The sequence below is a fragment of the Achromobacter marplatensis genome, assembly GCF_002209535.1.
In the GTDB taxonomy this organism is placed as follows: Bacteria; Pseudomonadota; Gammaproteobacteria; order Burkholderiales; family Burkholderiaceae_B; genus Achromobacter; species Achromobacter marplatensis.
The window spans coordinates 1-883 of the sequence record NZ_NJIG01000052.1 but is presented as its reverse complement, the minus strand read 5'-3'; the positions used below and the strand labels follow the sequence as shown (position 1 = coordinate 883).

Below are 883 nucleotides of genomic sequence, written 5' to 3'. Positions count from 1 at the left end.
CGGCCAGCGTCTGATCCCAAAGCTTGTCATCCGAGGGGCGAGGCTGCTCGATCAAATCGCGCATCACGTCGGCGCGGTGCCAGCCCAGATACTTCACGGGCAGCTCGCCGGACGCGATCTGCTTCTGGATGAAGTCGGTCTTGTCGAACCATTCATTCAAAGCGGTGTGCGCCTCCCCGGCTACAGGGGCGCTTGCCAGGGCAGTGCGGTCTCGCTCAGCGATTTCACCCAGGCGATAGCCGCGCTCAAAGGAACGGCCGTCGTATGCGATGCCGTCCGAATCGCTGGCGATGATCCAGCATTCCGAGATTTCCTCATCGTCCGGGGCTATCGGCGGCGATTCCTCATCGCCCGCCTGCACGCCCTCCGCGCGCAGCTTGGATAGCAGGGCCAGCGCGCCGGCAAGCACGTACTCGCCGGGCTGGGTGGCGTCGGACGGGCCGGTCATGTTGTGCGCGTGCTTCACGGCGGCGCGGATTTCGTCGCCCGTCAGGGGCTTGGCGTTCGTCTGGTCGGTCATGTCATTCCTTCGTGGTGGGCTTCGGTGCGATGGCTTGCCGGCCGGCGTCCGTGATGGCGTTCCGATCCATCAGGCCGGCCCGGCGCAGTGATGCAATGGTCCCGGTCAGGCCGCCGAATTCCGACCGGCCCACGCAATGGGAGTCGGCGCGGCGCCCGGCGGCCAGGTTTTCCAGGACGCGGCGCTGATTGGGCGTCAATTTCTTCACGGTCACGCCTCCTTCCGCTGGGACTGCTGGGCAATAGACCGAACTCCGCGCACGGCTTTCCGGGCATCATCCCGAATGTTCTCGTAAGCCATCTCTAAGGCTTCCGCGTAGTACAGTCCGAGGTGCTTTTCGGCGTCGCGCTCAAGCTGTCTTAG

The 883-nt window shown here is 64.9% G+C and carries 2 protein-coding genes; both read right to left on the bottom strand.

The window, feature by feature from the left end:
• Positions 1–520: hypothetical protein (locus CEY09_RS31785; RefSeq protein ID WP_143219608.1), on the bottom strand; the 520-nt coding region annotated here is incomplete at its 3' end.
• Position 521: 1 nt separating this feature from the next.
• A complete protein-coding gene (locus tag CEY09_RS31780; protein WP_143219607.1) occupies positions 522–728 on the bottom strand; it encodes a hypothetical protein in 207 nt (68 codons plus the stop codon).
• Positions 729–883 lie beyond the last annotated feature (155 nt).